This window comes from Rhodoferax sp. BAB1, assembly GCF_013334205.1.
Lineage (GTDB): Bacteria > Pseudomonadota > Gammaproteobacteria > Burkholderiales > Burkholderiaceae_C > Hylemonella.
Map to the genome: position 1 here is coordinate 1,106,431 of NZ_CP054424.1, position 15,850 is coordinate 1,122,280.

At 66.5% G+C, this 15,850-nt stretch carries 17 protein-coding genes and 1 other RNA gene; 13 read left to right on the top strand and 5 right to left on the bottom strand.

Going from position 1 to position 15,850, the window contains the following annotated elements; all coding sequences use genetic code 11:
• The first annotated feature begins 43 nt into the window (after positions 1-43).
• From HTY51_RS05415 to HTY51_RS05425, 3 genes are all read left to right on the top strand, one after another.
• A complete protein-coding gene (locus HTY51_RS05415) occupies positions 44-1,306 on the top strand; it encodes a nitronate monooxygenase (protein ID WP_174251778.1) in 1,263 nt (420 codons plus the stop codon).
• A gap of 89 nt (positions 1,307-1,395) precedes the next feature.
• Entirely contained in the window at positions 1,396-1,833 is a 438-nt protein-coding gene (locus HTY51_RS05420; protein ID WP_174251779.1) for a universal stress protein, read from the top strand.
• A gap of 78 nt (positions 1,834-1,911) precedes the next feature.
• Positions 1,912-2,205 (top strand): polyhydroxyalkanoic acid system family protein, encoded by a 294-nt coding sequence (locus tag HTY51_RS05425; protein WP_174251780.1) that lies wholly within the window; start codon positions 1,912-1,914, stop codon positions 2,203-2,205.
• Positions 2,206-2,208: 3 nt separating this feature from the next.
• Here the strand turns inward: HTY51_RS05425 and HTY51_RS05430 are convergent, their stop codons facing one another.
• Entirely contained in the window at positions 2,209-2,844 is a 636-nt protein-coding gene (locus HTY51_RS05430) for a TetR/AcrR family transcriptional regulator (protein ID WP_254606997.1), read from the bottom strand.
• 172 nt (positions 2,845-3,016) lie between these two features.
• Between HTY51_RS05430 and HTY51_RS05435 the strand changes: the two genes are divergently transcribed.
• The 8 genes from HTY51_RS05435 (at position 3,017) to HTY51_RS05470 (ending at position 8,508) form a co-directional block, all read left to right on the top strand.
• Positions 3,017-3,469: a fasciclin domain-containing protein gene (locus tag HTY51_RS05435; protein WP_174251781.1), complete on the top strand. Its 453-nt coding sequence runs from the start codon at positions 3,017-3,019 to the stop codon at positions 3,467-3,469.
• A 138-nt stretch (positions 3,470-3,607) separates the two neighbouring features.
• Complete coding sequence (locus HTY51_RS05440; RefSeq protein ID WP_174251782.1) at positions 3,608-4,270, top strand: metalloregulator ArsR/SmtB family transcription factor; 663 nt, start codon at positions 3,608-3,610, stop codon at positions 4,268-4,270.
• Between the two features lie 28 nt (positions 4,271-4,298).
• Complete coding sequence (locus tag HTY51_RS05445) at positions 4,299-4,649, top strand: DsrE/DsrF/TusD sulfur relay family protein (RefSeq protein WP_174251783.1); 351 nt, start codon at positions 4,299-4,301, stop codon at positions 4,647-4,649.
• 24 nt (positions 4,650-4,673) lie between these two features.
• On the top strand, positions 4,674-5,405 hold the full coding sequence (locus HTY51_RS05450) for an MBL fold metallo-hydrolase (protein ID WP_174251784.1): 732 nt from the start codon (positions 4,674-4,676) through the stop codon (positions 5,403-5,405).
• 35 nt (positions 5,406-5,440) lie between these two features.
• Positions 5,441-6,475 carry a YeeE/YedE family protein gene (locus HTY51_RS05455; RefSeq protein ID WP_174251785.1) on the top strand — a complete coding sequence of 345 codons (1,035 nt, stop codon included), beginning with the start codon at positions 5,441-5,443 and terminating at the stop codon, positions 6,473-6,475.
• A gap of 10 nt (positions 6,476-6,485) precedes the next feature.
• Positions 6,486-7,811 (top strand): MFS transporter, encoded by a 1,326-nt coding sequence (locus HTY51_RS05460; protein ID WP_174251786.1) that lies wholly within the window; start codon positions 6,486-6,488, stop codon positions 7,809-7,811.
• Between the two features lie 28 nt (positions 7,812-7,839).
• On the top strand, positions 7,840-8,298 hold the full coding sequence (locus HTY51_RS05465; protein WP_217448246.1) for a rhodanese-like domain-containing protein: 459 nt from the start codon (positions 7,840-7,842) through the stop codon (positions 8,296-8,298).
• Between the two features lie 124 nt (positions 8,299-8,422).
• Positions 8,423-8,508: non-coding RNA, sX9 sRNA (locus HTY51_RS05470), on the top strand.
• A gap of 16 nt (positions 8,509-8,524) precedes the next feature.
• On the opposite strand, the gene HTY51_RS05475 is transcribed toward HTY51_RS05470, so the two are convergent.
• From HTY51_RS05475 to HTY51_RS05490, 4 genes are all read right to left on the bottom strand, one after another.
• Positions 8,525-9,709: a lipid-transfer protein gene (locus HTY51_RS05475; RefSeq protein ID WP_174251788.1), complete on the bottom strand. Its 1,185-nt coding sequence runs from the start codon at positions 9,707-9,709 to the stop codon at positions 8,525-8,527.
• A gap of 97 nt (positions 9,710-9,806) precedes the next feature.
• The gene (locus tag HTY51_RS05480; protein ID WP_174251789.1) at positions 9,807-10,649 is read right to left on the bottom strand and encodes an HDOD domain-containing protein; all 843 of its coding nucleotides are present in this window, start codon (positions 10,647-10,649) and stop codon (positions 9,807-9,809) included.
• A gap of 15 nt (positions 10,650-10,664) precedes the next feature.
• Positions 10,665-11,297: a hypothetical protein gene (locus tag HTY51_RS05485; RefSeq protein ID WP_174251790.1), complete on the bottom strand. Its 633-nt coding sequence runs from the start codon at positions 11,295-11,297 to the stop codon at positions 10,665-10,667.
• A 172-nt stretch (positions 11,298-11,469) separates the two neighbouring features.
• Positions 11,470-13,341, bottom strand: a complete 1,872-nt coding sequence (locus HTY51_RS05490; protein WP_174251791.1) for a sensor histidine kinase — start codon at positions 13,339-13,341, stop codon at positions 11,470-11,472.
• A gap of 111 nt (positions 13,342-13,452) precedes the next feature.
• On the opposite strand from HTY51_RS05490, the gene HTY51_RS05495 reads away from it, so the two are divergent.
• The gene (locus HTY51_RS05495; protein ID WP_174251792.1) at positions 13,453-14,130 is read left to right on the top strand and encodes a response regulator transcription factor; all 678 of its coding nucleotides are present in this window, start codon (positions 13,453-13,455) and stop codon (positions 14,128-14,130) included.
• A complete protein-coding gene (locus HTY51_RS05500; protein ID WP_174251793.1) occupies positions 14,127-15,722 on the top strand; it encodes an EAL domain-containing protein in 1,596 nt (531 codons plus the stop codon). The genes HTY51_RS05495 and HTY51_RS05500 overlap by 4 nt, the downstream gene beginning before the upstream one ends.
• Positions 15,723-15,850 lie beyond the last annotated feature (128 nt).

The following is a 15,850-nucleotide window of genomic DNA, read 5'->3' on the forward strand; positions in this document are numbered from 1 at the left end:
CCGGCCTGGTTGGGTTGACTTACACAAGACACAGAAGCTGACGATGAAACGCCTGGATGATTTCCGTTTGCGCATGGGCCAGCAGGAGCTGGTGCCCCTCATGATCGGTGGCATGGGGGTGGACATCTCCTCGGCCGACCTGGCGCTGGAGGCGGCCCGCCTGGGCGGGGTGGGCCATATTTCCGATGCCATGGTCAAGACGGTGAGTGACCGCCGTTACAAGACCAAGTTCGTCAAGGCCAAGCAGGCCCTGTACCAGTACAACGTCGAATCAGCCGACAAGTCGGCCGTGAAGTTCGACCTGGGGGACCTGGCCGAGGCCACGCGCCTGCACGTGGGCAAGACCATGGAGCGCAAGACCGGCGGCGGCCAGGTCTTCATTAACTGCATGGAAAAGCTCACGATGAACGCGCCCAGGGAAACGCTCAGCGTGCGCATGAACAGCGCGCTGGACGCGGGCATCGACGGCATCACCCTGGCGGCCGGCCTGCACCTGGGTTCCTTCGCGCTGATCGAGGGCAACCCGCGTTTTCGTGATGCCAAGCTGGGCATCATCGTCTCTTCGCTGCGCGCCCTGCAGCTCTTCCTGAAAAAGAACAGCCGCCTGGACCGCCTGCCCGACTACGTGGTGGTGGAAGGCCCGCTGGCCGGCGGCCACCTGGGCTTTGGCATGGACTGGGCCCAGTACGACCTGGCCACCATCGTGGCCGAGATCCTGGCCTACCTGAAGCAGGAGCAGCTCAGCATCCCCGTCATCCCCGCGGGCGGCATCTTCACCGGCAGCGACGCGGTGCGTTTCCTGGAGATGGGCGCGGCCGGCGTGCAGGTGGCCACGCGCTTCACCGTCACGCGCGAATGCGGCCTGCCCGACGACATCAAGCAGGAATACTTCAAGGCCAATGAAGAGGACATCGAGGTCAACGAGATCTCGCCCACCGGTTACCCCATGCGCATGATCAAGGGCAGCCCGGGCATCGGCGACGGCATCCGCCCGAACTGCGAGGCCTACGGCTACCTGCTGGACGCCAAGGGCAAGTGCGCCTACATCGACGCCTACAACCGCGAAGTGGCGGCCCATCCCGGTGAGCGCAAGGTCAAGGTGTGGGACAAGACCTGCCTGTGCACCCACATGCGCAACTTCGACATCTGGACCTGCGGCCAGCTGGCCTGGCGCCTGAAGGACACCAGCCTGCGCCACGCCGACGGCAGCTACCAGCTGCTCAGCGCGCAGCATGTGTTCGAGGACTACCAGTTCAGCACCGACAACCAGGTGCGCCTGCCGGTGGCCCAGACGATAGCGAACTGAACGGCCCTGGTGCTGGTGGCCCCGGCAAAAGTGCCTAGAATTTAAGCGGCCTGAGTTGAGTGGTTTCACCCTACACCCGGAGGTGCAGCATGTACAAACGAATCCTGCTTGCGTACGACGGTTCTGCGCCCGGTCAGCAGGCCCTGCTGGACAGCCGCGAAATCGCGCAGTGGAGCCAGGCCGAGCTGACGCTCATCGCCGTGATGCCGCTGCCCATCGTCACCATGGGGCCCGAGGGCGGTGTGTATGACGACTCCCTGGAAGAAAGCGAAAAGCAGCGTTACCAGGCCATCCTCGACGCCGGTTTGCGCCGGCTGAAGGAGGCGGGCATGAGCGCCCGCGGCGAAGTGGTGAAAGGGGACCCGGTGCGCGAACTGGCCCGCACCGCCAGCCGCATCGGGGCCGACCTGATCGTGGTGGGGCACAGGCATCTGGACGGCTGGGCGGCGCGCTGGTGGCAGGGCTCCGTCTCCAAGGCCCTGATCGAGCACGCACCCTGCAGCGTGCTGGTGGTGATCACGCACTGAACACCCCTCGCGGCAAGTCCCCACAAGTCTGCCGGGTCGCCAGCCGCTTGTATCCTTCTTGCCAGAAGAGGAGGAGGCATGGCGCAATTGCAAATCCACCGCGCGCACCAGCTGGGCTGGGAGGGCGCACGCCGGCTGGCGCAGGGCTGGCGGGTGCAGGCCGAGCAGGCCTATGGCCTGCAGTGCACGCAGGAAAGTGGCGAGCATCAGGAGAGCATTTCCTTCGCGCGTCCCGGGCTCAGCGGCCGTCTGCTGGTGAGCGCCGGGGCGTTCGAGCTTGAGGCCCGCCTGGGTTTTCTGCTCAGCGCCTACCGCGATCGCATCGAGTCCGAATTGCAGCAGCGGCTGGACCAGCAGCTCGGGCCGCGCTGAGCTTCAGCGTGCGCTCAGGCCCTGGAAGCAGGTGCGCAGCACCATGTCGATGATCTGCTCGTCATCGAACTGGCCCGTGCTCTTGAGGAAACCCAGCACCGGGTCGCAGGCCCGCGCATAGAGGGTGTAGAGCACCACCACCGAGGGCAGGCCGCGGTCCAGGCTGCCGTCGGCCTGGGCCGCCTCGATCCAGGCACCCAGCCTGTCGCTGACTTCCATCAGGCGGTCCAGATAGCCCTGGTGGCTCATGAGCGCAGCGCGCAGGCTGGAGTTGGCGCTGGGCAGGGTGGGCATGGCGCCGGCCAGCTGCGTCTGCAGCGTCCAGCGCGCCACCGCCTGCAGACGCTGCAGCGGTGTCTGCGTGGGATCGAGTCCTTCGATATGCGCCAGCGCGCGCTCCAGCACACGCACCATGGCGGCGGCGGCCAGGTCCTCCTTGCTGGGGAAGTGGCGGTAGAGGCTGGCCTTGGCAATGCCGACCTCGGCCGCAACCGCATCCACCGTCATGGCGTCGAACCCCTTTTCCGCGAGCAGGCGATTGACCGCCTCGACGATGGCGTCTTCGCGCGCCAGGTGCATCTGCTCGCGAAAGCTGCGCTTGGCTGCGGGTGGGGGTGACTTCAGGGCGGTGGGGCTCATGGTGCTTGTTTGGGGTCGTGGTCAGGCCTGGATGGACTATATCCACACTGACTGGTTTGTTATTATACCGATCAGTATCAAATAATACCAATTGGTTATTATTCGTCTGCGTTCCCCGGAACGTACCCCTTTCCGGGGATCCAACCCGTCTCACCAAACTATGGAGCTGAAGATGAAGAAATTGCTGATTGCCTCTGTGCTGGGCCTGGGCGCGCTGAGCGCCAATGCCGCCGACATCGTCGACACCGCCGTCTCCGCCGGTTCCTTCAAGACCCTGGTGGCCGCCGTTCAGGCTGCCGGCCTGGTCGACACGCTCAAGGGCCCGGGCCCGTTCACGGTCTTCGCCCCCACCGACGAAGCCTTTGCCAAGATCCCCAAGGCCCAGCTCGACGCCCTGCTCAAGGACAAGGCCGCGCTGACCAAGGTGCTGACCTACCACGTGGTGCCGGGCAAGGTGATGGCCGCCAACGTGAAGGCCGGCAAGGTCAAGACGGTGCAGGGCTCCGAACTCACCGTCAGCACCATGGGCGGTGTCAAGGTCGACAACGCCAATGTGGTGAAGACCGACATCGTGACCGACAACGGCGTGATCCATGTGATCGACAGCGTGGTGCTGCCGAAGTAAATCTCAGTGTGCTCCCCGACTTGGCCCCTCTGTGAGGGGCCTTTTTTTTGCGGGCTCGCCGGGGGAGGTGGGGCGCACGGCGTGATGCAGATCTGGCGGGTCTGGATTTATCATTCGAATAAACGTTAGAATGTGCGTATGAAAAAACGCGAACTCAAGGATCTGCTCTACGAACAGGTGGCCCGCATCGGCAAGGCGGTGTCCAGCCCCAAGCGGCTGGAGCTGCTGGAGTTGCTGGCCCAGGGCGAGAAGACGGTGGAGGTGCTGGCGACCGAGTTGAGCATCGACGTCAAGCTGGCCAGCGCCCACCTGAAGGCCTTGAAGGCCGCGCGCCTGGTGGAGCACCGGCGCGAAGGCAAGTACATGGTCTACCGCCTGAGCGGCGAAGACGTGGCCCAGCTCTGGGTGACGCTGCGCCTGGTGGCGGAAGAACACTTGGTGGAGTTGCAGCTGGCGCTGCAGAAGATGGTGGCCCAGCCCGACAAGCTGGCGCAGATGGGCCGTGCCGATCTGCTGGCCCAGGCCAAACGCGGCGAGGTCATCGTGATCGACGTGCGGCCGCAGGAAGAGTACGACGTGGCGCACCTGCCGCATGCGCGCTCCATGCCGGTGGCCGAGATCGAGCGGCGCCTGGCCGAGCTGCCCAAGGGCCGCGAGATCGTGGCCTATTGCCGCGGGCCCTTCTGCCTGCTGTCGGACGAAGCGCAGAAGCTGCTGGCCGGCAAGGGCTACCGCGTGCGCAAGATTCTGGACGGCGTGGCCGAGTGGCAGGCCGCCGGTTTGCCGCTGGAACGCGGCTGAGTCCCCGATTCAAGGAAGGAGCTGTGCCATGGCATCAACCCTGTTCATCCTCAATGAAGCCCCCTACGGCAGCGAGCGCGCCTACAACGCGCTGCGCCTGGCCGGTACGCTGGCGGGCCGCGAAGGCCAGCAGGTGCGTGTCTTCCTGCTGGCCGATGCCGTGGCCTGCGCTCGCGCCGGGCAGAAGCTGCCCGAGGGTTATTACAACGTGGAGTTGATGCTGGGCAAGGTGGCGCGCAATGGCGAAGTGGGCCTGTGCGGCACCTGCATGGATGCGCGCGGCATGAAAGATGGCGATCTGGCCGCTGGCACGAAACGCTCCACCCTCAAGGAGCTGGCCGACTGGACGGTCGAGGCCGACAAGGTACTGGTTTTCTGACGAGATTGATCCTAGGAGAGAGACATGTTTTTCAAGCAACTGGCGACCAAGGAAGCGTCGCTGTCCTATTTCTTCGGGTGCGCAACGGTCGCCAAGGCGGTGGCCGTGGACGTCGTGGCGGGTGATGAGCAATGGTTCATCGATGAGGCGAAAAAGGCCGGGGTGTCGATCACGCACGTGATCGACACCCACGTCCACGCCGACCACTACTCCGGCGGGCGCAAGCTGGCCCAGATGCTGGGTGCGCCCTATTGCCTGCACGAGTCTGACAAGGACTTCGTGAAATTCGACTACATGCCGCTGCGCGACGGCCAGAAGCTGGACCTGGGCAATGTGCAGGTGGAAGTGCTGCACACGCCGGGCCACACGGCCGACAGCGTCTGCCTGCTGGTGACCGACCTGCGCCGCGGTGGCGCGCCCTGGTTCGTGGTGACGGGCGACACGCTCTTCGTCGGCGCCGTCGGCCGCCCGGACCTGGCGGGCCGGGAGCGCGAGATGGCGGGCCAGCTCTACGATTCGCTGCAGGCCAAGCTCATGGGCCTGCCGGCCGACCTGGAGATCTATCCCGGCCACCAGGCCGGCAGCGCCTGCGGCGTCGGCCTGTCTGGTAAACCCTCGTCCACCATCGGCTTCGAGAAACGCTGGAACCCGGCGCTGTCCATGAGCCGTGAGGACTTCATTGCCGAACTCACGCGCGAGATCCCGCCGCGCCCGGCCGACATGGACCGCATGGTCGCGGCCAACATCGCGGCCTGAACGGGCGCACTACAAGCATTCATCGGAGTAAAGATTTGGAAACAGGTTCTGTGAACCTGCCCCTATGGGGCGGGCTGGGGTTGGGCGTGCTGCTCGGCGTCGTTCTTCAGCGCAGCAGCTTCTGCGCGCGCGCCGCGCTGGCCGATGCCTTCGAGGGCAAGGACCAGGCGCGCCTGCGCGCTTTTCTGCTGGCCGTGCTCGTGACCCTGCTGGGCACGCAGCTGTTGGCTGGCTTCGGCCTGGTCGATCTGTCCGGCACGCCTTATCTGCGCGCCGGCATCCCGCTGCTGGGCCTGCTGGTCGGCGGTGTCCTGTTCGGCACCGGCATGATGCTGGCCGGCGGCTGCCCGAGCCGCCTGATCGTGCGCGCCGCGCAGGGGCAGGGCGCGGCCTTGCTGAGCTGGCTGGTCTTCGTGCTGGCCATCATGGCCAGCCTGGAAGGCGTGCTGGCCCCGGTGCGTGAAGTGCTGAGCGGCCCGGCCGTGCAACTGCCGGCCGCGTCGCTGCCGGTTCTGCTGGGTGGTTTGCCGGCCTGGCTGATCACGCTGCTCCTGGGCAGTGCGATCGTGCTGTTTCTGCTGCGCGCACCGCGCCAGTCGGTCTGGTGGGGCTGGCGCCTGCCGCTGGCGGGCGCGCTGGTCGGGTTGCTGGTAGCGGCGAGCTGGTACGTGAGCATTGCCGGTGCCGACGAGTTCGAAACACCGGTGCTCAGTTCCCTGGCCTTCGTGGCGCCGGCGCAGGACCTGCTGCGTTACCTTGCGATGGAGCGCCTGGGTTTCCCGCTGAAGTTCGGTTCGGCCTCGGTGCTGGGTGTTTTCATCGGCGCCTTCGCCAGTGCGGTGCTGGCGCGCCAGTTTGCCTGGGGCCTGCCCACGGGCGCGCAGATGCTGCGCAACCTGGCCGGCGCTGTGCTGATGGCCCTGGGCGGCATCCTGGCCATGGGCTGCACCATCGGCCAGGGCATGGCCGGCGTGGCCACCTTGTCCGTCTCCAGCCTGCTCGTCGTGGTCGCCATGGTGCTGGGCGCCTGGCTGGCCCAGCGTGTGCTGCTGCGCACGGTGCAGGCCTGAGGAGCAGCCCATGAGTGAACTCAGCATCGCCCGCCACGAGGTGCAGGACTATCTGCACGGCATCCGCCACAACCTGGCGCAATTCGTCCACCAACTGCTGCAGGTGCTGCTGGTCGGCCTGACCATCGGCATGATGCGTACCGTGGTGCCGGCGCTGGCCAGCGCCGAGTTCGGTGTGCCCAAGGGCTCCTTCATGCTGCTGATCTCCTTTGTCGTGGCCTTCGGCTTCGTCAAGGGCACGCTCAACTTCGTGGCCGGCCGCCTGTCGGAAAACATCGGGCGCAAGCGCGTGCTGCTGATCGGCTGGCTCAGCGCGCTGCCCATCCCCTTCATGATCCTGTGGGCGCCGAGCTGGGGCTGGATCGTGGCAGCCACCGTGCTGCTGGGCATGAACCAGGGTTTTGCCTGGTCCATGACGCAGACCTCCAAGCTCGACATCACGCGGCCCGACCAGCGCGGCCTGACCATCGGCCTCAACGAGTTCGCCGGTTACGTGGGCGTGGCCATTGCCGGCATCGTCACCGCCTACATGGCCACGGCTTTCGGCCCGCGCCAGGGCCTGCTGATCTTCGGTCTGGTGGTGATCGTCGCGGCGCTGCTGCTGACGCAGTTCTTCGTCAAGGAAACGCTGCCCTGGGCCAAGGCCGAGGGCGCGCGCCATGCCGCCGGCCAGGCCACCGGCCAGGCCACCGGCCCGGTGCCGCGTTATCCCGCGCACGTGCCGGGCAAGCCGACGACCTGGGACATGTTCGCGCTGATGAGCTGGCGCGACCGTCGCCTGGCCGCGCTGTGCCAGGCCGGCCTGGTGGAGAAATTCGTCGACGCGCTGATCTGGGTGTTCTACCCGGTGTTCCTTTACCAGCAGGGCCTGAGCCTGCCGCAGGTGGGCTGGGTCATCGGCGTCTACGGTTTTGTGTGGGGCGGCTCGCAGCTCTTCACCGGCAAGCTGTCGGACCGCATCGGCCGCCATCTCCCCAACGTGGCCGGCATGTGGATATGCGGCGCCGGCGTGGCCATGATGCTGCTGGGCTCGGGCGTGGCCTGGTGGTCGCTGTCGGCGGCGGTGTCGGGTTTGGGTATGGCGCTGCTGTACCCCAACCTCTCCGCGGCCGTGGCCGACATCTCGCACCCCAACTGGCGCGGCTCGGCCATCGGCATCTACCGCTTCTGGCGCGACCTGGGCTATGGCATCGGCGCGCTGGGCCTGGGCGCGGTGGCGCATTTCACCGGCCACATGGAGGGCGCCTTCTGGTTCGTCGCCTTGTCCATGCTCGCATCCGGTGCGCTGCTCTGGTGGTGGGGCGAAGAAACCCATCCGCGGCTCAACCCCGCCTGAACCAATTCACATTGAAGGAATGAAAACCATGAAAAAACTGCTGACCATCTCCCTGCTTGCGCTGTCCGCTGGTGTTGCCAGTCTGCCGGCCCATGCCAACGACAAGGCCGTCATCGACGCCATGGAGGGCTACTTCGAATTCGTCGACTACGGCGGCGCCACCATCTTTCCCGAGCAGATCCCGAAAGACGACTGGAAGAAGTTCTTTGTCATCGACGCGCGCGACAAAGGCCAGTTCGACAAGGGTCACATCCCCGGTGCAGTCAATATCGAGTGGCGCCAGGTGCTGGCCAAGCGCAACGAGATCCCCAAGGACAAGCCGGTGCTGATCTACTGCAACCAGGGCACGCTGTCGGCCCAGGCCGGCCTGGCGCTGCGCCTGGCGGGTTACGAGAACGTGCGCATCCTGCAGGGCGGCATGAGCGAGTGGAAGGCCAAGGGCGGCTTCGATGCGGCGGCTAAGGCCAGCGGCGCGCCGAAACACTGAGAACTTGTGGATAAATCTACTGCGCGACCTGATCGCTGCGTTGGGCGGTGTTGGCTCCGGCCGCTGCGCTTAACTTTCGCTGTGCGAAAGTGAGCCTCGCCGCAACTGCGTTGTCGGAATCCTCACGTACAGGAAGTACGTTCCGGTTCCTGCGCTCCGTCCGCCTTGCGCTCAGGCCGCTCGCTACGATTTCTTCACAAGTTCTGAGCCGGGACTGAGCGTCGCGTCAAGCCCGCTCGTACAGCGTCACCACGCAGGCGCCGCCCAGCCCCAGGTTGTGCTGCAGGGCCAGCCGGGCGTCTTGCACCTGACGCGCGCCGGCCTGGCCGCGCAGCTGCTGAACCAGCTCGGTGCACTGCGCGAGACCCGTGGCGCCCAGCGGGTGTCCCTTGCTGAGCAGGCCGCCCGAGGGGTTGGTGACGAATTTTCCGCCGTAGCTGTTGTCGCCATCCATCACGAACTTCTCAGCGCCGCCCTCGGGGCACAGGCCTAGGGCTTCGTAGCTGATGAGTTCGTTCTGCGCGAAGCAGTCGTGCAGTTCCACCACGTCCACGTCCTGCGGGCCGACGCCGGCCTGCTCGTAGACCTGGCGTGCGGCTTCCTTGGCCATCGAGAAGCCGACGACTTCGCGCATGTCGCGCGCCCCGAAGGTGGCGGTCGTGTCGGTCGTCATCGCCTGGGCGCGGATGCGCACCGAACGGTCCAGGCCGTGTTTCTGCGCGAACGCGTCCGAGCAGACCACGGCAGCGGCCGCGCCGCAGGTGGGCGGGCAGGCCATCAGGCGGGTCATCACACCGTCCCACAGCACGGGCGAGGCCATCACGTCTTCGGTTGTGACTTCCTTGCGGAACAGGGCCAGCGGGTTGTGCGCGGCGTGGCGGCTGGCCTTGGCGCGGATGGCGGCAAAGGTTTCCAGCCGGGTGCCGTACTGCTGCATGTGGGCCAGGCCGGCACCGCCGAAGTAGCGCAGGGCCAGCGGGATCTCGGCATGGCCCACCAGGTCCTGGGTCGCTTCGTCGAAACGGTCGAAGGGGGTAGGGCGGTCGTTGAACACGGCGCCCAGTGCGCCCGGGCTCATGTGCTCGAAGCCCAGGGCCAGCACGCAGTCCGCCGCGCCGCTGGCCACGGCCTGGCGGGCCAGGTAGAGGGCGGTGGAGCCGGTGGAGCAGTTGTTGTTGACGTTGACGATGGGGATGCCGCTCATGCCCACTTCGTACAGCGCGCGCTGGCCGGCGGTGGAGTCGCCGTAGACGTAGCCCACATAGGCCTGCTGCAGTTGCGCGTAGTCCAGGCCGGCGTCGGCCAGGGCGGCACGCACGGCCTCGGCGGCCATCTCGGGGTAGGGGCGGTTGGCCCCGGGTTTGGTGAAGGGGATCATGCCGACACCGGCAACCAGGACGTGGCTGGACATGGGGAACTCCGTGCTGAACAGACCCGGACAGCTTATCACTGCCCGCACTGAGGCAGGCCGTCGGCCCCCAGGTCGAGATGAGGCTGTGACGATCGGCTCAGCCGGCCGCCATGGCGTCAATGTCGGTCTCGCTGGCCCATGCCACCGGGTCCAGGGACAGCACCTCTTCGAGCTGCAGGCGCAGGGCCAGCGCAGCGACTTCGGGATAGGTCTGGGCCAGATCGCTTTCGGTGTAGCCCGTCTCGCGGGCCCGGCAGCGCCAGGCGGCCATGTGCAGCATGCCCGCCAGCGGTTCGCTGCTGCCGCGCGAGAACGGCGCATCGTGCTGCTCCACCACCAGGGTCAACTCCGGCGGCAGGTGCCAGGCGCGTGCGAAGCCGGCGCCGACCTGGGCATAGGAGTAGCCCAGCCGGGCCTGCTCGGCCTGGGCCCGCTCCGGCGCAAAAACGCCGCATTGCTGGTTCAGTGCGGCCATCTCCAGCGGCAGGCCGAGCTGCATGACCAGCTCGCCCAGCGCATGGACCAGACCGATGGTGTAGGGGGATGCGGTGGAGTGGCGCAGCAGGCGTGTCCGGCTGTGCGCGAGCTGCCGTGTCAGCCGTGCCGTGTTCAGGCTGTAGCGCCAGAACTGGCGCATGTCGATATCCCCCACCCGGCGAAACGCGCTGGCGATGGCGGCCTGCAGCAGCATCTCCCGCACTTCGGTCAGGCCCAGCACGGCCAGCGCCTGGGCTACGGAGCCGATGCGCTGGCTCAACTGGTAACGGGCCGAATTGGCCACCTGCAGCAGGCGGGCCGTCATGACGGGTTCATCGGCCAGCAGGGCACTGACTCGCATGAGGTCCGGGGCTTCCTGGTCGAGCTCATTGAGCGCAAGGGCCACCACCCGGGGGATGCTGGGCAGGGCCCCGGGTGATTCGAGCAGGCGCTGGAGGTCCATGGTGAGGTTCAGATGTCAGAGCTGGCCATATTGTGTGCCGCCGACCTCGGTCGTGGTTTCCAGCGGTCCCAGGTCGGACACGTATTCCTGCACACCCACACGGATCGGCGGCGGCCGCTGGCCCTGCCGGATGGCTTGCGCAAACTGCTCGCGTTCCCGCTCAGTGACGGGCTGGTAGGGCTGGCGCGCATAACGCTGCACCACCTGCCGCTGGATGGGGGTTTGGGGCCGGATGGGGGTTTGCGGTTGATCGCCTGCGCGCCGGGTGCGGGTGTAGGAGGCCTGGTTTTCATCCACGCGCCAGAACATGCCCTGCACCACCACACCGTAGCGCTCGAAGGTGCGCTGCTTGACGATGGTCTCGATCTCCTGGAAACCGATGGGCTTGCCGCCCTGGCGTGCCTGGAACATCTGGGTCACTTCGATCATGACGATGAAGCGGTGGTGCCGCTCGTCCATGCTCATGACCTTGAACTTGTACATGCTGGCCAGGGCCTCCAGCCCCAGCAGGGATTCGCGGATGGACTGGTAGAGCATCTCGCGCCGGTAGGCCTTGCGCTCCTCCAGGCTCATGCGCAGGCGCGCGGCCGTGGGGGTGGCTTCCTCGGGCGGGGCGGCGGAGATCAGATTCTTGAAGATGGTCAGCATGGTGGCTGTCCTTGCGGACGGTCAGGGCTCCCTGGCGCTGTGGGCTGGCCGGTCTGGCAGCTCAAGCTGCTCGCATCCGGGGCCCATCTTGGGTCACCAAGATACTTGCCAGACGGTGGTTTGTGTCTGAGCAAATCTGAGCGCGCAGCAGGCGCCCGCTGCTGCCAGCGAGTCAGCCGTTCGGCAACTGGCCCGCCGGCAGCGTGATCACGAAGCTCGTGCCCTGACCCACGGTGCTCTGCACCGTGATGGCGCCGCCGTGCAGCTGCACGATGCGCTGCACCAGGTGCAGGCCCAGGCCGGCGCCCGGTTTGCCCTGGCTGGCGCGTCCCCGGAAGTAGCGCTGGAACAGGCGCGGCAGTTCCTCGGCCGGGATGCCCTCGCCCTGGTCCTGCACCCGGATGCGCAAGCTGCCGTCGTCCTGGCCTGCGACGTCAAGCTCGATGACCGAGCTGGCAGGGGAATGCCGCACCGCGTTGGCCAGCAGATTGCGCAGCACGATGCGCATCAGGTCGGGGTCGCAGACAAAATGCGGGGGCAGCCGGTCCAGGAGGATCCGCACGCGGCCCAGCGGCCAGTCGGAGGCGGCGTCCTCGATGACCTCGTAGAAGTCGCAGGTCCGCAGCTGCAGCGCCTGCTGCGCGCTGTCCAGCCGGTCCAGCGAGAGGTAGTCGTCCAGCAGCAGGTCCATGCGCTGGATGGCGTTGCGGATGTTCTGCGCGCGCTGCAGGGATTTTTCGGCCGGTGCGTCCAGGTTGGCCGCCAGCTGCTGGATCGAGGTGTTGATGATGGCCAGCGGCGTGCGGAATTCGTGCGAGACCATGCTCACGAAGTCCTTCTGCTCCTCGCGCGCGCGGCGTTCGCCTTCCAGCGCGGCGCGCAGCTTGTTGTAGCGGCGGATGGAATACAGGCTCATCAAGATCAGGTGCACGACGGTGCCCAGATAGATGGCGTAATCGGTGAAGAAATTCACCGGCAGAGCGCCCAGGTTGCGTATCAGGCGGACCAGGATGCCCGTGTCGATGGCACCGAACACCAGCAGGTAGTAGCCGGACTCGCCCAGCTTGCGGCGCCAAAGCCACAGGGCGACCCCCATGGAGATCAGCACCATCAGGAAGTTGATGGCCTGGCTGATCTGCAGGCCGAGCGCCGGGTCGCGTGCCAGGGCCACCGCGCCAGCCAGCAGGCCCATGATGTAGGTGCTGCTCTGGTAGAGCACGTTGAAGCGTGGCAGGTGCTGGTGCAGTTGCAGCCAGACCGCGCTCAGGCGGACGATGGCCATGGGGGCCAGGATCGAAATCATCATCAGCAACTGCATGCTCGACGGGCCGCTCCATCCCAGGCCCATCTGGGGATAACCCGAGCGCAGCAGCGTGACGGTGAGCAGGACCGAGGTGTAGAGCAGATACCAGCTGCTGAGCGCTTCGCGGCCCACCAGCCAGAAAGCCAGCTGCAGCACGATGACCACGGCAAAGATGCCGAAGTAGGCACCGAAAGACAGGGCCTCGAGGCCGTTCTGCCGCATGTAGCCGTTGATCGAGTGCAGCCGGATCGGATGGGACAGGGTGTGCTGGCTCTGCAAGCGCAGGTAGAGCGTCTGCTGGCCGGGTTGCAGCCGCAGGCGGAAGGTCGGGACACGGCTGTCCAGCGGCCATTCCGTGCGCAGGACCGCGTGCCCCGCGCGCTGGCTTTCCCAGCGTCCGTCGGACCCGGGGGTGTGCAGTTGCGCTTCATTGAGCAGGGTGTCGTCGATGCTCAGGCGCCAGTCGTTTTCACTGTCCGCTGGCTGCACCACGGTCAGGCGGATCCAGATGGCCGAACGCGTGAAGCCGGCGTTGGGCATGCCCGGCAGCAGGGCCCAGTCCGGCGCGGCCTGCACCTCGGCCGGTGTCATGCGGGCGCTGGCATCCTCCAGCCATTCCAGATGGCCGGCCAGGGCGAACCCGTCGCGCTGCGCGTCGAGTTGGACGGGCTCGGCAGCCTGGGCCAGGGCGACGGCCGAGAGCAGCAGGGTGGCCAGCGCAGCGCAGCATTGTTTCCACATGGGGCTACAACATAGCATGGGCCCAGGCCTGCAATGCTGGAATATGCGGGGTGAAAGAGGCTGCTCAGATTTGCTCAGACAAATCAGCGGGGGCTCTCCTACACTGCCAGCATGGCCCAAGTGATCCTGCTGGAAGACGAACCCGTGCTGCGCGAGGAACTCACCGAGTTCCTCCAGGCGCAGGGCCATCGCGTCACCGTGTCGTCCACGGTGGCCGAGTTCATGCGGGTCTTCAAGCCGCGCGAGCACCAGGTGGCCGTGCTGGACCGGGGCCTGCCCGACGGTGACGGCCTGGACCTGATCCTGCGCATGCGCAGCAACGGTCTGCGCCTGGGCATCATCATGCTGACCGCGCGCGCCGGCATGCAGGACAAGGTGGACGGCCTGATTGGTGGCGCCGATCACTACATTCCCAAGACGGCCGACCTCAGCGAGCTGGCCGCCACCATTGCCGCCCTGGCGCGCCGCCTGGACGTGCAGGAGCAGCCGCGCTGGCTGCTGCAGGCCTCGCCGCGCCAGCTCACGCCGCCTGGCCAGGCACCCATCACCCTGTCGGCCCAGGACTATCTGGTGCTCAAGACCCTGGCCCTGGGCGGCGAGAGCGTTTCGCGCGAGGCCATCGTGTTGGCCCTGGGCGCGGACTATTTTGATTACGACATGCGTCGCCTCGACACCCAGATGCGCCGCCTGCGCCGCAAGGTTCATGAGGCCTGCGGGCTGGAGCTGCCGGTCAGTACCCTGCGCGCCGTGGGCTACAGCTTTCACGCGCCGATCGAGGTCAGGCCGTGAGGTTTGACCGCAGGATAGGTCCCGTTCCCTACCTGCTCGGTCTGGTCGCCGTCGTGGTTTCAGTGGCGGGCGGGGTGTACCTCAGTTACTGGCAGAGTCTGCGGGGCCTGGAACAGCGGGCCGATGCCATTGCCGGCGAAGTCCTGGCGCGCACCGAGGCCATCAGCGCCCAGTACCGGCAGGCGTTCCAGCCCCTGCTGGCGCAGGCCGACCCCCAGCCCTGTTCCGCGGCCAATATCGAGCGGATGCAACGCCAGGCCGTGGGAGCCCGGACCCTGCGGGGCATCGGTTATGTCCAGGGGGATCGCCTGCTGTGCTCGTCCTACGGGCACCACGGCGAGGGCATCGCGCTGGGGCCGCCTACCTATGTGAGCCGCTTGGGTTCCAGGATCCGGACCGCCGTTTCCCTGCCTTTTGCCGGCAGCGAAATCTATGTCATGGTGGCCCCGCAGGACAGTGGCTACAGCTTCTTCTTTCTGCCGGGAGAAGCCCTGGATCTGGTCAGCCACGACGAACGCATCGACATCGGCATTTTCGGCAGTTCCAGCCAGCAGTCCATGCTGAGCCGTGGTGCCGGAGAGATCCCGCCGGCGTGGTTCGCCAGGTCTTTCGGGAAAAACGGCACCCTGCGCTTCCATGATGCCGGCCGGCTGGTGGTCATGAAACGCTCCGCCCGTTTTGACTACACATCCTATGCCGCCATTCCCATGACGCAGATGCACCGGGACTGGCGGCAGAACGCCATGATCCTGCTGCCCCTGGCCCTGATCGCCGGCCTGGCCATTGCGGCCCTGTTCGTGGTGAATGCCATGCGCCGCCAGTCCATGCCCAACCAGTTGCGGCTGGCCTTGCGCCGCAACGAGCTGTTCCTGCACTACCAGCCGGTGGTGGACCTGCAGTCCGGCCGCTGGGTCGGAGCCGAGGCGCTGCTGCGCTGGCGCCGCGCCAACGGCACGCTGGTGAGCCCCGAGATATTTATTTCCGTTGCCGAGCGCAACGAGCTGATCGGGCAGGTGACCTCGAAAGTCATGGAACTCTTTGTGCGTGATGCGGCCGAGCTGCTGAGACAGCATGCCGATTTCGACATCAGCCTCAACTTTTCTTCCGCCGACCTGTCCGGTCCGGCCGCCGTGGCCGAACTCCAGTCCAGGCTGCAAGGGGGCGGTATCCGGGCCCGGCAGGTCATCGTCGAGATCACAGAGCGTGCGCTCGTGCAGCCGGATGAGGTGCGGGCGCAGATCCGCGCCCTGCGCGACATGGGGGTTGGCATCGCCATCGACGATTTCGGCACCGGTTACTCGGGGTTGTCCTATCTGAGCCGGCTGGAGCTGGACTACCTGAAGATCGACAAGGCCTTTGTCGACACCATAGGCACCGATGCAGCAACGAAAAACGTGGTGGACCACATCATCGAGATCGCCCGCTCCCTGGGGCTGGTGATGGTGGCCGAAGGCGTGGAAACGCAGGCCCAGGCCGACTATCTGCGCCAGCGCGGCGTGCAGTATGCGCAAGGCTGGCTCTATGCCCGTGCCCTGCCCATGGAGCAGCTCGGTCTGACGCTGGCGCAGCAGCGACAGGGCGCGTCAGCTTGACCGGGCCGGCCCCATTCTGGTGCTAGACGCGGGTCGTACGGAACCATTCAGGGGACTGAATTTGAGGCGCCCCCATGAGGGCCGGCTGCCTGCAACTGCTCAGATTTGCTCAGACACGGGGCGCCCAT

Coding starts and splice junctions, on each gene's coding strand:
- HTY51_RS05415 (WP_174251778.1), top strand. CDS start 44: ATGAAACGCCTGGATGATTTCCGTTTGCGCATGGGCCAGCAGGAGCTG.
- HTY51_RS05420 (WP_174251779.1), top strand. CDS start 1,396: ATGTACAAACGAATCCTGCTTGCGTACGACGGTTCTGCGCCCGGTCAG.
- HTY51_RS05425 (WP_174251780.1), top strand. CDS start 1,912: ATGGCGCAATTGCAAATCCACCGCGCGCACCAGCTGGGCTGGGAGGGC.
- HTY51_RS05430 (WP_254606997.1), bottom strand. CDS start 2,844: ATGAGCCCCACCGCCCTGAAGTCACCCCCACCCGCAGCCAAGCGCAGC.
- HTY51_RS05435 (WP_174251781.1), top strand. CDS start 3,017: ATGAAGAAATTGCTGATTGCCTCTGTGCTGGGCCTGGGCGCGCTGAGC.
- HTY51_RS05440 (WP_174251782.1), top strand. CDS start 3,608: ATGAAAAAACGCGAACTCAAGGATCTGCTCTACGAACAGGTGGCCCGC.
- HTY51_RS05445 (WP_174251783.1), top strand. CDS start 4,299: ATGGCATCAACCCTGTTCATCCTCAATGAAGCCCCCTACGGCAGCGAG.
- HTY51_RS05450 (WP_174251784.1), top strand. CDS start 4,674: ATGTTTTTCAAGCAACTGGCGACCAAGGAAGCGTCGCTGTCCTATTTC.
- HTY51_RS05460 (WP_174251786.1), top strand. CDS start 6,486: ATGAGTGAACTCAGCATCGCCCGCCACGAGGTGCAGGACTATCTGCAC.
- HTY51_RS05465 (WP_217448246.1), top strand. CDS start 7,840: ATGAAAAAACTGCTGACCATCTCCCTGCTTGCGCTGTCCGCTGGTGTT.
- HTY51_RS05475 (WP_174251788.1), bottom strand. CDS start 9,709: ATGTCCAGCCACGTCCTGGTTGCCGGTGTCGGCATGATCCCCTTCACC.
- HTY51_RS05480 (WP_174251789.1), bottom strand. CDS start 10,649: ATGGACCTCCAGCGCCTGCTCGAATCACCCGGGGCCCTGCCCAGCATC.
- HTY51_RS05485 (WP_174251790.1), bottom strand. CDS start 11,297: ATGCTGACCATCTTCAAGAATCTGATCTCCGCCGCCCCGCCCGAGGAA.
- HTY51_RS05490 (WP_174251791.1), bottom strand. CDS start 13,341: ATGTGGAAACAATGCTGCGCTGCGCTGGCCACCCTGCTGCTCTCGGCC.
- HTY51_RS05495 (WP_174251792.1), top strand. CDS start 13,453: ATGGCCCAAGTGATCCTGCTGGAAGACGAACCCGTGCTGCGCGAGGAA.